This is a genomic window from Gottfriedia luciferensis (assembly GCF_001712755.1).
In the GTDB taxonomy this organism is placed as follows: domain Bacteria; phylum Bacillota; class Bacilli; order Bacillales; family Bacillaceae_G; genus Gottfriedia; species Gottfriedia luciferensis_B.
This window is the reverse complement of sequence record NZ_MDKC01000001.1, coordinates 171,015-188,034: the sequence shown is the minus strand read 5'-3', so window position 1 is coordinate 188,034 and position 17,020 is coordinate 171,015. Positions and strand designations below refer to the sequence as shown.

Below are 17,020 nucleotides of genomic sequence, written 5' to 3'. Positions count from 1 at the left end.
TATTGAATTTGAACATATCTATTTTTTATATCAATTTTAGGAAGTGAATGTATGATAAGAAAAAGTATTCCAAACCTTTTTACTCTAGGGAATTTATATTGTGGGTTTCTATCGATCGGATTTGCAGCTAAAGGAGAATTTAGAAATGCCGCAATTCTTATTTTAATAGGAATGATGCTCGATAGTATGGACGGTCGAGTTGCTAGAGTTTTAGGAGTCCAATCACAATTAGGAAAAGAACTAGACTCTTTAGCTGATATAGTTACTTTTGGAGTTGCACCTTCCTATTTAGTATATTGTACACAATTTTCTACTGAAGGTATCTTTGGTCTAGGAATTGCAGGTTTATTCCCACTGTTTGGGGCATATCGATTAGCAAGATTTAATGTTACACCGATTTCAACTTCACTAAAATATTTTACAGGAGTACCAATTACAGCAGCTGGTGGTCTTGTTGCCTTTTTAACGTTATTTGGAAGTCGCATTCCACAAATCGTCATCATAACAGTTTTTGTTGCATTAGCATTCTTAATGGTTAGTAGAATAAAAATTCCAAGCTTTAAAGATATTCCGATTCCTAAATATGCTACAATTATTACGATTTTTTTAGGATACGCATTATATCTAGTATGGCACGCTAAAAAAGAACAGTGGCCATTCTTTATTTATATAGCAATTCCGCTTTACATCTTCTTTATTTTCTTTCAATTTTTCAAAAGTAAAAAGAAACAATCAAGGAATGAAAATAAGAAACCACGTAAATTCCGTTTAAAAAGAAAGTCTTAATACAAAGTATGTTTTGATGCATTGTTTTTCATCAAAGCATACTTTTTTTTATTTTAATTCTTTTAAATCGCATTTTTCTTGCACATTAATAATTACTGTTCTATAATGACAAAGGATTAAATCGTATTTATTACGATTTTGAATATATGATAAATTTTATATACTTATAAGATTGATAAGAATGATCTTATATTTTTTTTAAAATATAAAAAGGAATGATTACGAATTAATTAAAATATTTTAACTTTATTCGTTTATTAACGACCTCATTATAAAATACTAAAATGATTAATTTTTTAGGGAGAGAAAAAAATGAAATTTAAAAAATTAGCAATAACGACTTTGCTATTAACAAGTGCAGTTCTGTCAGCTTGCAATAAAGACACGCATCAGCAAAGTACAAAAAATAAAAATAAACTAACGATTTATACAACCATCTATCCTTTACAAGATTTTGCTGAAAAAATTGGTGGTAAATACGTTGATGTACATTCCATCTATCCTACTGGTGTTGATACTCATGATTTTGAACCAACTTCTAAACAAATAGTAAAAATCGCAAACTCCGATTTATTTGTTTACAATGGTGCAGGTATGGAACCTTTTGCAGATAAAATCAAAGATACACTTAAAAATAATCATGTTGCAATCTTAGAGGCAACTAAAAATATTGAATTAATAAAGTCAAACGAAGAAGAAATTCAGGAAGATGAAGATCATCATGACGTTGATCCACATGTTTGGCTAGATCCATCTCGTGCAAAAATTGAAGCACAAAATATTAGAGATGAATTAGTTAAATTAATGCCGAAAAACAAACAGTACTTTGATGCAAATTATGATAAAATTGAAAATCAATTTGATGAACTTGATAATGAATTAAGAAATTTAGTTTTACATTCTGCACGTAAAGATATTGTCGTTTCACATGCAGCTTATGGATATTTGGAACAACATTACGGAATTGAACAAATCCCAATCACAGGACTATCCCCTTCTCAAGAGCCATCACAGAAGGATCTAAAGAAAGTTGTTGATTTTGTAAAAGAACATCATGTCAAATATATATTGTTTGAAACATTTGCTACACCAAAAGTAGCAACAGTTGTAAAAAATGAAACCCATGCTGAAATCTTAAGACTTAACCACCTTGCAACTATTTCAGAGGATGATTTAAAGAAACATAAAGATTATTTCGACTTAATGCAAGAAAATATCGACACATTAGATAAGACTTTAAATAACCGTTAAAAAGAGGACCCACTGAGTTGGGTCCTCTTTTCCTACTACTTATCCTACCTTCATATGATCAGAAAACGGTTCAGGTTTTTTCTTGATTTCTTTAAACATCAATTCAAATAAATATGCTCCAATCAAAGCTAAGATCGAAATTATGCTAAATGTCCATTTATATCCAATTAGCCCAGCTAGTGGAATCGTCAATGGAGCAATAGTTCGCCCGAGGGACCATCTTAAACCTGCTGCTGCAAAATACTGTCCACGTTGATTTTCAGGAGCAATTTTTGCAATAAATGAGTTCTGATTTCCTACAACTAATATCTCACCTAAAGTGAAGAGTGCCATTGCAATAAAAATAACATAGGCTGATAACGTGAATCCAAACAATAACATAGATAAAGCATAACAAACAGATGATGCAAAAAATAAAAATCTTTCATTAAACTTATTGGCAAATTTCGTTACTAAAACTGTAAATAATGCTACGATTAAACCGTTTTCAGCTATGACCCAGCTAAATAATGTTTCACTATTTGTCGTTAAAGTAAAATCGCTAAAACTAAATAATGTTTGAACAGGTATACTTTCTTTTATATAAACCGCTAGTAATAAATCTAATTGAGTAAAAGTTTGAGAGATTAATATACCAGCTGCCACAAATAAGAAAAAAACCTTATCAGTAAAGATTATACGGTAATTCTTTACTTGTTTCATTAAAACTTTTGAAATAGACGCTTCTTTTTCTTGTCTTACAGAGTCTGGTAATGACTCCTTTATTAATAGTAGAATCATAAAAGCGACAATTAAAAAGATCAATGAAGATGTAGCAAATAATAAAAATCTTGCTTTGAAAAATAAAATGCCTCCGATAATTGGTCCGATTACTACATTAATATTTATCATCGTATAAAAAACAGCAAAGACTAAGTTTCTTTCATCTTTATCTTCAACCGTATCTGCTACCATAGCCGAACTTGCTGGATTATAGAGCATTCCTGTGACACTAATTATTGCAAACCCTAAAAAAGTTAGCCATGGAGAATTTAAAATTGGTGAATTTGCAATTGTTAGCAAAATCATTCCTCCAGCTTGAATGAAAGCTGAAATGACCATCATTCGTTTTCGACCATACGTATCAGCCAAATATCCACCGATTAAATTTGCAAATACCCCAACAGCTTGAGAGCACATAAGTAAGATCCCTGCTGTTACTTTACCTAATTCTTCAGCAAAATAAATCGCTAAAAATGGTAAATACATCCAAAAGAATAATCCAAAGAAAAACTCAGCTACAAGCCGAATCTTCATATTAAAATTCCATTTAAGTATATTCATGATGTCCGTCCCCCTAACCTTCTCACTTTAACATAATTAAAAAAATGCGTAAATTGAATTTTAATTGGTACTTCCTTCTTCATATAAATCTATCCCGATCAATGCATTTAATTAATTTGTTTATAAAATTTTACAAAGGGAGCATGTCTATTTTCCTAAAATGTATCATACAATTTAGTACTACATTTAGGAGGACTTCCTATGAAATTCAACTTTAGTAAAGAAGCTCGAAATATAGCCTTTACGTATGTCGGAACAGTGATTGGAGCAGGATTTGCCACTGGTAAAGAAATTGTAGAGTTCTTTTCAATTAACGGGGTATATGGTGCATTGGGGATCCTTTTTGCGACTATATTATTTTGTTGGTTTGGAACTAAAATTATGACAATCGCTCATACATATAAATTAAATTCTGCTCAACAATTTAATGTACTATTGTTTGGAGAAGTCGGAGGAAATATTATTAATGGCTTATTATTCTTTGTTTTAATTGGCGTTACAAGTGTTATGTTGTCTGGTGCTGGGGCTGTATTTAAAAATTACTTACATTTTGATTCATTTATCGGATCAATATTTTTTATCATTTTGACTTTTTTGGTTTTAAGAAAAGGGACAAGTGGTTTATTCAGTCTAAATAATACGGTAGTCCCAATTATGTGTGCTTTTATCGTTGCAGTTTTCATCAACTCACATTTACCATTTACGATGCATGAAATAACACTAGACCATATTTTACCTTCTTTTAATACACTTAACTATACAGTTTTTACAAAACCAATAACCTATGTTTGTTTAAATATGGCATTAGCCCAGGCAGTTTTAGTACCGATTGGTTTTGAATGTAAAGAAAAGTCTTCTATTGTTCAAGGCGGTGTATTAGGTGGTCTAATATTAGGAATTATTTTATTACTAATTCACTTGAACGTATCAGGTGTAACCAATTTTCAACAATATGAAATTCCAATGGTAGAGGTAATCAAAAAAATCCATCCAATTTTCTATTACTTTTTCCTAATGGTTATTCTAGCTGAAATTTTCACCACATTAGTTGGAAACATATATGGGATGTCTAGACAAATTAATTCTTATATCCGATTAAACCCAAATTTAGTCGTTATCTTATTATTAATTTGCTGCTTGTTTATTAGCATTATTGGCTATGGACCATTATTAACATTCCTTTATCCACTTATCGGTTGGATTAGTTTTCTTGTAATCCTAACCTTACTAAAACCTAAAAAATCATCTTAATCGCAATCATCGCAAACTTCATAATATAAACCAAATTCAATGTGTAACTTTGGTTTCCATTGAATCTTAAACATCCTACTTTGCCAACGTTCTAATACAAATTGAATTGAATTTTCATCATGATCGTTTATTAAAATCATTTGATGAACTTGTAGGCTTTTTACTGAGAAGCGATTTTCATTTTCGATATACCAATCAATCGTTAACTCGTCGTATTCATTTATAATAAACTTAACATATGTGCTTGGTTTATCTTTCAGACTCATCTCACTATATATTCCTTCGTCAGTCACAATAATCGGATAATCACCTTTATCATTTTTTTCTAATTTTATTTGAAAGGTATTTTCTAAAAAACAAATCATTTTGTCACCTTCTAATTTATGATATGTTGATAGTTTAACAAATAAAGACAGGAAAAGACAGGAATATGCCGGTTCCAAAGTTCTTGTTAGATTGGATAAGTTCTAATTTTGATTCCAAATTGAAAAAGGATTACTCTAAAAATCAACGAGTAATCCTTTTTATTTATTTTCGATTGTATAAAGCTTTATATTTAGACCATGTATTTCTTCTTTCTTTCATTAAACTAATGAATTCCGGCTTACATTCATCTAAATTAGTTAAGGCTACTAGTTCGTTATTTTTCCACTTTGTTACAATACCTTCTGTAGTATAAATTAAGTATTGGTATTCTAAGTAACTTCCTAACGTTGATAAGCTTATTTGTTCAAAAATATTTTCTGCAAAACTGTTAGAAAATGATACACATACAGGCCTAGTGCCCACACGATCCAAGTCAAGGACATGTACAATTTTCCGATTACAGTCTATACATAATGAATAGACGGAAGGAACAATTCCACCAGTTAGAAAAACTTGTTCATTGCTATAGAATTCCTTCACTCTAATCCTCCTATTATCATTGTATATAAGTATATGCAATAAAAAATAGAATTGACTAGTTAAATTACATTATGCCTCACTTTATTTAATGGAATTTTGGATAAACATAATCTTTCCTGATTCATTAAACTTTAAAGAAGCCTCAAATTCTTTGCCATCCTTTGAAAATCCTTTAATAACTTCTGTAGTCTCACCGTTTAACAACTGCTTTATTAGCGCCTTTGTAATTGTTTTTCCTAATATTTTTTTTGAAATTGTAACTTCACATTTTGTTTTTTGGAATTGATCACAACCATAAAATGATCCTTTATCGATCATTTTACCACCGCATTTAATACATTTTCCTACACTAGTTGATTTTTTCTTCGGCCCAAACTTCGAATTTTGCATCTCTTCAATTTTAAATTCTGAAAAATTCCATATCTTTTCGTTTTCATATGCATCAAGTATTATTTTTTCAGTTAATTTTTTGGTTTGTTCCATAAACTCAAGACTACTTGCTTTTCCTTCACCAATTTCACTTAATCTCTGTTCCCATTTTGCCGTCATTTCAGGTGAAGTTAAAATATTTTCCCCTAGGGCATAAATGATAAGCTTCCCTTTATCTGTAGCGAAAACTTGATTTTTCTTAACGTCAATATATTTTCTATTTTTTAAAGTACCAATAATACCAGCCCTTGTTGCCTCAGTACCTAGTCCTTCAGTTTTATTTAAAATTTTCGTTAATTCGGGATTATCAATATGTTTTCCGGCAGACTTCATTAATGTTATTAATTGTCCCTCTGTATATCGTTTAGGTGCTTGAGTTTTCTTTTCTTTTACCTCTACCTTTTTAACAATTCCTTCTTGCCCAGTTTCAACAACAGGTAAATTTTGTTCCTCTGTATTTTTTTCTTTTGATTTTTCGAATATGACTTTACGCCAACCTTCTTGAACCATTATTTTCCCTTTTGAAATAAAAGTCGCTCGAGAGTCTACTAACGTATGAATTGTTGTATAATCAAAAATTGAATTAGGATAATGTGCACTAATTAAACGATTTACAATTAATTCATATATTTTCAATTCCTCATCATTCATTTTATGGACATTTGGTACTTGCTCAGTAGGAATAATTGCATAGTGATCAGTGACCTTTTTCTCATTAACGAAACGACTATTATTTAATATTGATTGATTTGGCAGAGGAAAGAATTTTGAAAATTGCTCAATATTTTCAAGTTTTTTCAATATATCTGGGAGCATCATTGCTTCTTCTTTCGTAATAAAACTTGAGTCTGAACGAGGGTATGAAATATTCCCTTTGACATAAAGTTTTTGTGCAATCTCGAGTGTTTTTTGTGGTGAAAATTTATATTTACTGTTTGCATCAGCTTGGAGTGCCGATAAATTATAAAGAAAAGGTGGTTGAAACTCTTTTCTTTCTTGCTCAATATCAGTAATTTTTACGTTTTTATTTTCACAAAAGCTAGCAATTTTTTCAGCTAATTCCTTTGACATAATTTTAGATTCTAATTCGTTATGCCATTTACCAAAAAACTTTTGCTTATCAAATTGAAATGTAGCAAAAACCTCCCAATATGGTTCGGAATTAAACCGTTCAATCTCAAGTTCTCTTTTGACAATAAGAGCTAATGTAGGTGTTTGAACTCTTCCTAACGAAAATACATCCTGGATTCCTTTTTTTTGTAAATGTAATGAATATACTCTTGAGGCATTCATCCCAACTAACCAATCAGCACATGCACGGCTATATGCCTCAAAGAATAAGCTTTTTGTTTCACTTTCATCCAATAGTTGACTAAATCCTTTTTTAACAGCATTTTCTGTTAATGACGAAATCCATAGTCTTCTCATTGGTTTTTTATTTCCAGCTAAATTTAAAATAAGGCGAACGATATGTTCTCCTTCCCGTTCACAGTCACCTGCAAGAATTATTTCAGTTACCTCATCTAAATGGACTAAATTCTTAATGATTGAAAATTGATCCCATTTTCCTTTTGATACTTTATGTCCAAAGCGATTAGGTATAATTGGCAAAGTATTTAATGACCACTTTTTCCATTTTTCATCATATTCTTCGGGTGATAATAACTCACATAAATGTCCAATAGCCCAAGTTAAATAAGCACCCTTTGGAAAAAACTCGTTAGGTTGAATGACTAAGAACCCTTTTTTCTTTTGGAACTTAAAAGGGGCTGCAAGCTTTAAACCTTGATCAGGCTTTTCGGCAATAATTAATTTCATTTTCTTCCTCACAATTTAAACTAATTTTGTTATCACTTTATTTGATAGATATAGTTATTATATAACTTAAGTAATGGTAGGGAAAGCAGGAAGAAACAGAAAAAGGCAGTGCCAAAAGAATTCACCCTCTTTTAACTGCCTTTACTTCTCTTCATCATTAGGAGCTTTTAACTACAAGCTGGATTACGTGGTATTTGAATTAATTCTACTTCTTCTAATATTTTAATTCGTTTTGTTACAATCACAACGTAGTTAGCTGTCCATATATATCGAGGAAAGTTATTTTCGTCAACCATCATTGCTTGAAAAGTATCATTCATCATTTCTTCAAATTTTTCCTCTGTAATTAAATCATTTTCAATATTAAATTCAATCCATTCACAATGAATCATTTTTCATCTCTCCGTCTCTATATAAAGTGAAATCAAGATTGATTCTTAATAGTAATTTAAACTTCTTACCTTGGTTGTAGTATATCATGTACTTTTTAATTTGTGAATAATTTCACAAATTCATTTTAACTTTTTATTTTATTTATGAAATTTTTAAGTCAATTGAACGCATATTTTGATATTAAGCGCTTACTTGACTTATATTCTTAATAGTTGTATATTAATTTCAACATTTATTATTAATATTATTAATAAATGGAAATTCTTTCGCGCTTCATGTGCAATGTTTTAGGAGGAAAAGAAAAATGCAAGGAAAAGTAAAATGGTTCAACAATGAAAAAGGTTTCGGATTCATCGAAGTTGAAGGTGGAGACGATGTATTCGTACATTTCTCAGCAATCCAAACTGACGGATTCAAATCATTAGAAGAAGGTGCTGAAGTTTCTTTTGACATTGTTGAAGGTAACCGTGGACCTCAAGCTGCTAACGTAGTAAAGCTATAATATAAACTTGACTACATAGAGGACTGATTTTATCAGTCCTTTTTTATTTTTCCCAAAAAATCATAATAAGAATTATTCAGTATACTTAAACAAAAAAATCCTCTTCCTTTTCATGATTCCTAATATATTTGGGAATACTACGAAGTGAAATAAGGAGGGTGTTTATGTCAAACTTTAATAATTTTGAGGATGTTGAAATGAAAGTTAAAGCTGCTCAAAAGCTTGTGGGCTATGCAACAATGAGCATGGACGAACAACAATTAACAGATGCAACTACTGCAGTGAATCAAGCAAGAGAACAGCTTGAAAAAATGAAAGGCCTTGCTACTGATTTAGATGATGAGTTTTTACAGAAACAAGAAGAAGACTTAATGCAAATTGAGCAACAAATAAGAGAAGCTCAGATATAATGAAAAAGAAGGTACTTTTATTAGTACCTTCTTTTTTAATGTATTGAAAAGACTTTGTCTATATTGAAAAATGGAATGCTAAGTAGAATTTATTGATAGTTTGTTCTTCTGGAACGAGGAAGCTCAACTCATGCCCCATGGTAAGCGAGCATCCTTCAGTAGAAACAACAAGACAATCTTATTAAATTGACAAACTACATTTTTCAACAACATAAAAATGAAGGTACTTTAAATTGGACCTTCTTTTCAGAGTTTTGAAAATAAAATTGTCAATAGGGAAACGGACATTTAAATGAACATTTATTAATGATGAAGTTATCATTTTCTGTATGATTTTTTAATGATTTTAAATGTTAATCTGTTTGAGCAATTTCATGATTCTAATAGCACTAGCAATTATTTTTTTGAGAGTTTAAAATATTATGTGCTAATTTTTAGAAAAACAAATTCAATTGATAAGTTTAATTAATGTTCCAGTTTTATTGACTTAAAAGCTACTTAATACCCAACAGTTAGCTTATTCTAAGTAAAGGCTATTTGCTTAAGGTTTATTGCAGACTTTTTTTTGATGAGTAAGTTGATTGGAACGGAAGGGTGCTCGACTCCTATGGGATATGCGGGAAGGCTAAAGACCCCGCAGGCTTGCCGAGGAGGCTAAAGAATCTCGCCCCATGGAAAGCGAGCATCCTGTAGTGGAAATCAACATCACTCTACTCCTATTAAGAAAATTTGATAATTTAATTAACCTAAGTTAGTGGCTAGTTAACAGTCCGAAGTTAATTGCTTACCGATCGTTTTTATTTTTTCTCCAATTGTACATTTATTAATACAAAATGATTGTGCGAATTTTTGGCTATGGTCTTTTCTAAAATGTTTATAGACAAAACATCCATCACAATATGTCTTTATTAACGTATCTATTTCGTCCAAGATTTCTTTACGTTCCATAATTCATTTCACCTCTTCAAGTAACTTCAATTGTACTTATTATCTTATTCCCTTTAAGTGCTTGCGTTGCTAGATTATGAGCTTCTTTATTATCATTACGTTTAATCAGTTCTAATTGTAAGGTTAATTTTAAGTTTTTACATTTTCTTTCAATTCGATTTATGAATCGTTCATGTTGTTCTTCATAACAAGGCCAATCTCCATTTAATTGATTAATGACCACTTGTGAATCTCCTTTAATGACAATGGTTTGTCCAGTTATATTCATTTCCTCTAATAGTAGGATTGCATTTTCTATTGCAGCAAACTCCGCTTCATTATTTGTCATTAACCCATCTAATTTTTCATTAAACCTTTTTCGATAGTTTTTACCATTTTGACTAAAGTATAAGCATACCCCTATTCCAGATATAGATGTTGCTAAATCAAATCCACCGTCAAAAAATATTGAAATATTATGAGGTTCTTCTTCGAGCTCTTTTAAGTACTTTATTACTTGTTTTTTAGTCCACTCAGTGTCGAATTGATCTAAAAAGATAATTTCTCTTGTTCTACCTGTACTTTCGAAATCTTCCGCTAAAAGTAGTGCTTCTTTTATTTCTAACCATTCAGTTTCAAGTGTAATTTGATATTTCTTTTTAGTTTGATACTTCCAACTGATTTTTAGCTTCATCCGACACACCTTCTCTATTCTTTATTTTAGACTAGCCTATGGTTGAATATAAAATTACTTAATTCATTTTTTAAGTTTTCATTTTTTTGAATATATACTAAAATGATACATATATAAGTGTTGGAGGTTTACTATGATTGAAGTTTATATTGACGGAGCTTCCAAAGGAAATCCCGGGCCCTCAGGTGCAGGTATTTTCATAAAAGGAATTAAAGAGCCTGTTTTTTTAAGTTTTCCATTAGATTCGATGTCTAATCATGAAGCTGAGTTTCATGCATTACTACTTGCTCTAGATTATTGTGTCAAAAACAATTTAGCAATGGTTTCATTCCGTACAGATTCAAAAGTCGTTGAAGAAAGTATTGATAAGAAATATTCGAAAAACGAATTATTTATTCCTTTATTAGAGAAATCACTTAAGTTGATTAATCAACTTGATCTTTTCTTTATTAAATGGATTCCATCAAGCGCAAATAAGGTTGCTGATGAACTTGCTCGAAAAGCTATAAAATAAAAAAGGAATGGACGATATGAAAAATAAATTAATCGCTTTTTCTTCTTTACTCTTTGTGTCCTTCATTTGGGGTTCTTCGCTTTTCATTGTTAAAGAAACACTTAAGTTTGTCCAACCATTTACATTTAATGCATTACGATTTATAGTAGCAGCAATTATATTATTTACAGTTCAAACTTTATTAAATCGAAAAAATAATAAAAGACATCGCGGAAAAGCTGGGTTTATTTTCCCCGGAATCGTTATCGGATTATTTTTATTTCTAGGCTTTGTATTTCAAACATTTGGATTACATTACACGTCGATATCCAAATCAGGTTTTATAATAGGTATTAGTGTTGCGATTGTTCCTTTTCTTTTATTCTTTAAATATAAGAAAAAACCAACTTTACGGGAAAATGTATGTGCAATCATTGCCTTCATCGGATTATTTTTATTAACACTATCAACAAATTCCAAGTTTAATTCTGGTGATATTATTTCCTTTTTTAGTGCGATTGCGTTTGCTCTTCATATTATTTATTCAACGATCTACTCACCGAATTATAATTCACTACAACTGGCAACTGTACAAATAACTTTTGTAGGTTTAGCCTCATGGACATTTGCTTTAATCTTTGAAGATTGGCAAGTCATTTTCAACCATGCATTATGGACAAATAAATATTTTGTTTTTTCAATTCTATTTACAGCAATTTTTTGCACCGCTGCAGCTTTCTTTATCCAAATGTTTGCCCAACGTACAATAAGTGCGACTGAAGTAGGGATTATTCTCGCTACCGAGCCAGTTTTTGCAGCGATTACTGGGTATTATTATGGTGGAGAAAGATTACAAGAAATTGGTTTATTCGGTTGCAGCTTGATTTTAGTTTCTACGATCGTAACTCAAATTAGAAAGACCAAAAGTAAAAAGCAATTATATAAAGAAGAAAAAACCATTCACAAAATGTGAATGGTTTTTTTTCCCGCAAATGCCGTTATTCATTTATGTCTAAGTAAACCGAACTCCAAGGTGGATGTCCTCACAAGTAACGCTCATCCTCCTATATGTAGGCACGATGTTGTTACTTAAATATTGGTCTTCCGGTAAACAAATCATTGGTTTAAGACATAAACTGACAACGCACACAGCAGGTTTTGTTTAATTTGTATTCTCATTCTATACCAACTAAAACTATTTTGCAACTAATTATTTTTCCCTTTTCACTACATTTTCTTCATAAGAAATCCAATCACTAAAACTTCCTGGATACAGTTTTACATTTGTATATCCAGCTTCAACTAATCCTAAATAATTTACACAGCCAGTGACACCTGAGCCACAATAAACTACTGTTTCATCCCCATTCTTGAATGGATTGAATAGTTCTTGTAATTCTTCTTTTGTTTTAAATTCTCCCGATTCATTTAAAACATCTTTCCAAAATGAATTTTTTGCTCCAGGTATATGACCAGCAATTCGGTCAATTGGTTCAAATTCACCAATATAACGAATCAATTCTCTAGAATCAATTAAATTGAAATCTTCTTTTTCACCATTCTCCTTAACTTCATTCATCGAAGTTATCATATAATCTTGGACATTAATCTCGAATTTTTTAGGTATGACTTCTTCAATTTTTGTCGTTACTTCAAAATCATTTTCCATCCATTTTTTATAACCACCATTTAAAACAAAAGTATACTGATGCCCCACCAAATTACATAAAAACCAACATCTTGCGGCATTATCATTCGTACCATCGTCATAACAAATAACAATCGTATCATGATCGATCCCTAGATCTCCTAAAAGATTTCCAAAAACATTTAAATTTGGTAACGGATGTCTGCCTCCATGCTTTTGTACAGGACTAGATAAGTCATTATTTAAATCAACATAACGAGAAAGCGGAATATGATTTTTCTTATACTCACTTAAGCCATATTCAGGATTTGACAATTGAAATCGACAATCTAAAAATACAACATTTTTATTTAAGCGCAATTTATTTGCAATGTTTACATCAATAATGTTTTTCAATTTTAATTGTCCACCCTCATATTAAATTAATTTTTTGAATAAGTTTAATACTTTTTCATCTACTACTACTTCATTTAAGTTTTCAGTTGCTTTAATTGTTTGTTGAACATCATTTTCGATTTGATTGCTACAGTTGAGCAATACAGAATTTAATGCATCAACATATTGAATGTGATAATGCTCTGTAAATAAGCTATTCATATTTGCTAAATAGTCTTTTAATGGTGTTCTCAACTCATTAATGCATTCATCAATCATCGTTTCTTTCATGTTTTCAACAAAAAAGCTTTTTGGATTTTTGAAGTAATTCTTTAAACTTTCAAAACGATCTACATTAATAAATTGATCAGGATTTTTTATCGAAACAGGTAAGATTTCATTAATTTCACTTTTTTGAACGATAAATTCAGATTGAATAGAATGTATTTCACCAATTACTCGATCTTGCGACATTGAAATTTCATTCGTTAAAAACTTCTCTAATCTAAATCCAGTTACTCTTAATTCCTTTAAAATCTCTTCCAATACTTCATAAATAAATTCACGAATTTTCGTTACAAATAATTGTTTAATATTTTTTGTTGTATTATTGAAAACACTTGGATTAAAGAAATAAGGGAATAAATCTCTCATCCTTAATTCAATACGCTTTTCGATAAAGAAAATCAATTGTTCGTTTTCTTTCATAAATGCTCTAGGTAAATTAGTAGGTTCTGCATTTTTAATCGCTTCTTTAACTTTTTTCTGAATTTGCTCCAGTTCGTTGAAAAATTGATCTTTTTCACGTTTAATTCTTTCGAAACGATTAATTGTATCACGTAAGATTTTTTCAATTGTTAATAGGTCATTAATAAATGTTTTAAAGACTTCATTGGCAATCTCAAATTGGAAGAAATTTTGGATTTTCGTATTTAATTTCTTATAATTATTCTCGATTTCTAAATTTAACTCTAAATCACCATATCCCTTCATCTGAAGCATACTTGAAATAGCAAACACAGATGGGAAACGAACCCCTAGTTTCGTTAATTGGTTTACAAAGAAATTTTGCACGATTTCGATTTCGTTTTGATCCTTTGCTAAATCCGAAGCATTTAACACAAAGTAAACTTTATCACTATCAAAGCTTTCTCTCATTCGCCCGATTTGCATTAAGAAAGATTCATCTTGACGTGTAAAGGCATGTTGATAATGTGCAACATATAGAATTAAATCAGCTTTTTTCAAATAGTCGAATGCTAGTTCAGTATGTCTTGAATGGATACTATTTCCCCCTGGTGTATCCACTAATACAATCCCACTTAACGTGATCTCACAATCGAAATAAACTGTACTTTCTTTTACAAAACATGCTCTATTTTCTTCACTAATTACACTTACATACTCACTTAAGTCATATCGCTTAATTGTACCTAATAAACTTCTCATTTCTTCATAATTTTGACATACGCTTTCTGCATAAACGAAAGCATCAGTAGGAATTTTATCCTTTTGTTTCTTAATTAAATTTTGAAGGGTACTAAACCACTCTTTTTCATTTGCTTCTACGCCCCATTTTTTAAAGAAATCAAGAAACTCTTCTTTTAAAGATTCTTCTGATTTATAACTCACATCAGCTTTTTTATTACCAGATTCAGCTGTTGAGCGTTTAATCTTACAAATTGCCGCTGTTGTTGGGTGTGGAGAAACAGGTAATACACGATCGCCAAGTAAAGTATTTATATACGATGTTTTTCCTGAACTAAACGCTCCGAATAATGCAATTGTGTATTCGTTTGATTTTATTTGTTCTCTTTTTTCTTTTAGAATACCGATTTTACTCTGTATAAATTTATTTGAAGTTAATTCGTCTAATATAAAATCAGCAACCTCATATTTAGCTTGAATTTCTTCGTTTGAATATTTTTTTGAATTAGTTTGTTCAATGTCAGTAATAAGTTCTTCTTTTATTTCCGGTGCTTGAACAGTTAAGATTTTGTGATTAATTAATTCACTTACGGATATTAAAGTAGGCTTAATTTCAGGCAAGTCTTGATTTATTTCTTGATCATTATTTAAAATCGTCTTAATTTCTGAAACCATATGTGAAATTTTTTGATTATTAAAATCTAATTCATCAAATCCATCTATTTTTGATTGCAAATCATTTTTTTGATTTTTTAATTTTAGAATAGTTGATTCATTTTGTACTTTAAGTTCTTTTGAAAGTGTGTAAATAAATTCGGAAATACTTTTACGGTATACAGCCTTAATACCTTCACTTACTTCCTTCGTATACTGTAATAAATAGTTTCCACCTGTATCAATCAAATGCGATGGCTTTGGACAAATTACCTCATCACTCAAATTAGGCTCTAAGATATTATCAAAGTCACTACTATCAATTTTATTATTTTCAATTTGTTTTACAGTTCGAATTGCTGCTTCTTTTACAAAATACTCAATTTGTTTATTTGTTAATTCCTTTACCTTTTGAATAAATTGACTTTTAGATTCATGTAAAGCATTTTCAAGTTTTTTTCTAGATTGAAATAATCCTTTATTTTGCAATGCCTTTTCTGATTCTAAATATTTTGATGCTAATTCTCTCATTTCAAATGGTGTAATGTTTGAATTAGTAAGAACTTGTTGCGTAGACTGCAAACAATTTTCCTCAAATGTAGAAACTGATGTTTCAATAACTTCAATTTCACTATTTAAATCATTATAAACGGATCTAATCTCATCAGCATTTTGATCGAGATCAATGTAATCGTTCTCAAGTTGTTGTATTTGTTCGTTCATAATTGTTAAAAAACTTGCATAGTCATTTTCAATTTGTACTACTTCTTGATGACTGTATAAGTCATTTAAATGATTTAAAAACTGGTTATATTCGTTATTATCTACAGATTTATTTCTTGTAGAAATATAAAAAACTTGTAAGTTGCCTAATCCTTGTTTTTTCAAGTTTCCAATTACACCTTGTTTAAATTGTTCAAACGTCAATTCTGTTTCATCGTGTTTATCAATACATGTAATGACTAAACAAACTTTATTATTTTTTTCAACTAAATTATGAATAAAATCAATATTTGTTTTCGAATGAACATGTTGATAATCCATTAAATAAAAAATACTATCCGCTAGATGAATTACTGAGTTTGTCGCCTCTAAATGATCCATATCTGTTGAATCAATCCCTGGAGTATCAATTAAAACAGATCCAGTTGGAATTTTAAATAGTTCTTGTGCCCACTCGAGTTCAATAATTGAACCACTATCAGAAGCTAACTTTTTGAGTTCATCTACTTGAATATCCTCTTGAATCTGATACATTTCACCATCTTTAAGAGTAATTAACATTTTACTTTCGCCATTTTTTAATTTTACAACGTTTGCACTTGTAGGAATTGGGCTTGTAGGTAGTTTTTCTACTTGTAAAAGATCATTTAATAAAGATGACTTACCAGCAGAAAAATGCCCACAAAATACGTAATAACTTTCCTTATTTTGTATTTTGTATGCTAATTTTTTTAATTGGAATAATTCCTTCGAATTACCTTGGTCAGAAAGTAAATTGATACCTGAAGAAACCTTATTCAGTAATTCCCCTCTGTTAATCTTAGTGTTTTGCAACGTGATTTCCCCATTTCATTTCATTCTCAAATAATTTCCCTAGCATTATTTTATCCCCATATATATTAATTTGGAAGAAGAATGTATAGGCATATGCATATAAAATAAAAAAAACTAGGTAACATCACCTAGTTTTGAACTTGTTTAAGTACATATTTAGTTAGTAAAAAGTATA

General features: G+C 30.1%; 16 protein-coding genes and 1 other RNA gene. 7 read left to right on the top strand and 10 right to left on the bottom strand.

What is annotated here, in order from left to right:
* The first annotated feature begins 51 nt into the window (after positions 1 to 51).
* Together pssA and BED47_RS01035 are read left to right on the top strand one after the other, a co-directional pair.
* Positions 52 to 786: a CDP-diacylglycerol--serine O-phosphatidyltransferase gene (pssA, locus tag BED47_RS01040; protein WP_069031967.1), complete on the top strand. Its 735-nt coding sequence runs from the start codon at positions 52 to 54 to the stop codon at positions 784 to 786.
* 312 nt (positions 787 to 1,098) lie between these two features.
* On the top strand, positions 1,099 to 2,037 hold the full coding sequence (locus tag BED47_RS01035) for a metal ABC transporter substrate-binding protein (RefSeq protein WP_069031966.1): 939 nt from the start codon (positions 1,099 to 1,101) through the stop codon (positions 2,035 to 2,037).
* 39 nt (positions 2,038 to 2,076) lie between these two features.
* Here BED47_RS01035 and BED47_RS01030 read toward each other — a convergent pair whose 3' ends face one another.
* On the bottom strand, positions 2,077 to 3,360 hold the full coding sequence (locus BED47_RS01030) for an MDR family MFS transporter (RefSeq protein WP_069031965.1): 1,284 nt from the start codon (positions 3,358 to 3,360) through the stop codon (positions 2,077 to 2,079).
* 201 nt (positions 3,361 to 3,561) lie between these two features.
* Between BED47_RS01030 and BED47_RS01025 the strand changes: the two genes are divergently transcribed.
* The gene (locus BED47_RS01025) at positions 3,562 to 4,611 is read left to right on the top strand and encodes a YkvI family membrane protein (protein WP_069031964.1); all 1,050 of its coding nucleotides are present in this window, start codon (positions 3,562 to 3,564) and stop codon (positions 4,609 to 4,611) included.
* On the opposite strand, the gene BED47_RS01020 is transcribed toward BED47_RS01025, so the two are convergent.
* From BED47_RS01020 to BED47_RS01005, 4 genes are all read right to left on the bottom strand, one after another.
* A complete protein-coding gene (locus BED47_RS01020) occupies positions 4,608 to 4,976 on the bottom strand; it encodes a DUF3979 family protein (RefSeq protein WP_069031963.1) in 369 nt (122 codons plus the stop codon). The two genes, BED47_RS01025 and BED47_RS01020, sit on opposite strands and share 4 nt — an antisense overlap.
* A 163-nt stretch (positions 4,977 to 5,139) precedes the next feature.
* Complete coding sequence (locus BED47_RS01015) at positions 5,140 to 5,517, bottom strand: hypothetical protein (protein WP_069031962.1); 378 nt, start codon at positions 5,515 to 5,517, stop codon at positions 5,140 to 5,142.
* Between the two features lie 81 nt (positions 5,518 to 5,598).
* Positions 5,599 to 7,764: a DNA topoisomerase III gene (locus tag BED47_RS01010; RefSeq protein WP_069031961.1), complete on the bottom strand. Its 2,166-nt coding sequence runs from the start codon at positions 7,762 to 7,764 to the stop codon at positions 5,599 to 5,601.
* Between the two features lie 167 nt (positions 7,765 to 7,931).
* Positions 7,932 to 8,156 carry a hypothetical protein gene (locus BED47_RS01005; protein WP_069031960.1) on the bottom strand — a complete coding sequence of 75 codons (225 nt, stop codon included), beginning with the start codon at positions 8,154 to 8,156 and terminating at the stop codon, positions 7,932 to 7,934.
* A gap of 305 nt (positions 8,157 to 8,461) precedes the next feature.
* On the opposite strand from BED47_RS01005, the gene cspD reads away from it, so the two are divergent.
* Complete coding sequence (cspD, locus tag BED47_RS01000) at positions 8,462 to 8,659, top strand: cold-shock protein CspD (protein WP_056466512.1); 198 nt, start codon at positions 8,462 to 8,464, stop codon at positions 8,657 to 8,659.
* A gap of 164 nt (positions 8,660 to 8,823) precedes the next feature.
* The gene (locus tag BED47_RS00995) at positions 8,824 to 9,069 is read left to right on the top strand and encodes a DUF2564 family protein (protein WP_069031959.1); all 246 of its coding nucleotides are present in this window, start codon (positions 8,824 to 8,826) and stop codon (positions 9,067 to 9,069) included.
* A 762-nt stretch (positions 9,070 to 9,831) separates the two neighbouring features.
* Here the strand turns inward: BED47_RS00995 and BED47_RS00990 are convergent.
* Both BED47_RS00990 and BED47_RS00985 read right to left on the bottom strand, forming a co-directional pair.
* Positions 9,832 to 10,017, bottom strand: coding sequence for a zinc-finger domain-containing protein (locus BED47_RS00990; RefSeq protein ID WP_069031958.1), 186 nt, complete (start codon positions 10,015 to 10,017; stop codon positions 9,832 to 9,834).
* A gap of 16 nt (positions 10,018 to 10,033) precedes the next feature.
* Entirely contained in the window at positions 10,034 to 10,690 is a 657-nt protein-coding gene (locus tag BED47_RS00985) for a reverse transcriptase-like protein (protein ID WP_069031957.1), read from the bottom strand.
* A 133-nt stretch (positions 10,691 to 10,823) separates the two neighbouring features.
* On the opposite strand from BED47_RS00985, the gene BED47_RS00980 reads away from it, so the two are divergent.
* Positions 10,824 to 11,204 (top strand): reverse transcriptase-like protein, encoded by a 381-nt coding sequence (locus tag BED47_RS00980; RefSeq protein WP_069031956.1) that lies wholly within the window; start codon positions 10,824 to 10,826, stop codon positions 11,202 to 11,204.
* Between the two features lie 16 nt (positions 11,205 to 11,220).
* Complete coding sequence (locus BED47_RS00975) at positions 11,221 to 12,156, top strand: DMT family transporter (protein WP_069031955.1); 936 nt, start codon at positions 11,221 to 11,223, stop codon at positions 12,154 to 12,156.
* 6 nt (positions 12,157 to 12,162) lie between these two features.
* Here the strand turns inward: BED47_RS00975 and ssrS are convergent.
* The 3 genes from ssrS to BED47_RS00960 form a co-directional block, all read right to left on the bottom strand.
* Positions 12,163 to 12,344, bottom strand: a non-coding RNA gene (ssrS, locus tag BED47_RS00970) — 6S RNA.
* A gap of 49 nt (positions 12,345 to 12,393) precedes the next feature.
* Positions 12,394 to 13,218 carry a sulfurtransferase gene (locus tag BED47_RS00965; RefSeq protein WP_069032253.1) on the bottom strand — a complete coding sequence of 275 codons (825 nt, stop codon included), beginning with the start codon at positions 13,216 to 13,218 and terminating at the stop codon, positions 12,394 to 12,396.
* 30 nt (positions 13,219 to 13,248) lie between these two features.
* Positions 13,249 to 16,845, bottom strand: a complete 3,597-nt coding sequence (locus tag BED47_RS00960) for a dynamin family protein (RefSeq protein WP_069031954.1) — start codon at positions 16,843 to 16,845, stop codon at positions 13,249 to 13,251.
* Between the last annotated feature and the right edge of the window lie 175 nt (positions 16,846 to 17,020).